We start from the raw sequence: 340 nt of genomic DNA, 5'->3' as shown, positions 1-340 counted from the left end.
AAGCGGAAGCCTGGCGAAGGATATCGTTACTGCGGCGCAGTTCACGATTTTCACGTTCCAGCTCTTTCAGACGCTGACGTTCAGCGGTGGTGAGTCCACCATCACCACTCCCGGTATCCCGCTCATGCTGACGAACCCACACACGCAGAGTCTCTGGTGTACAGCCAATCTTTGGGGCAATGGAACAAATTGCCGCCCATTGTGAGTCATATTCGCCCTGACTTTCCAGAACCATACGAACTGCCCGTTGACGGACCTCGGGGGAAAAACGTGTATTTTTAGTCATCCTGTTTACCTCTTTCTCAGGGAGTTTAGTCTCCAGGATTCCCGGGGCGGTTCA

Annotated in this window: 1 protein-coding gene; it reads right to left on the bottom strand. The window is 53.2% G+C overall.

Going from position 1 to position 340, the window contains the following annotated elements; translation table 11 throughout:
- Nucleotides 1-286, bottom strand: a 286-nt coding sequence (locus HEN33_RS25645) for an IS3 family transposase (RefSeq protein WP_000165193.1), incomplete at its 3' end; no start/stop codon positions are given.
- Between the last annotated feature and the right edge of the window lie 54 nt (nt 287-340).

This window comes from Escherichia sp. 94.0001 (assembly GCF_013369155.2).
GTDB classification, from domain to species: Bacteria; Pseudomonadota; Gammaproteobacteria; order Enterobacterales; family Enterobacteriaceae; genus Escherichia; species Escherichia coli_F.
This window is presented reverse-complemented; position numbering and strand designations above follow the sequence as displayed.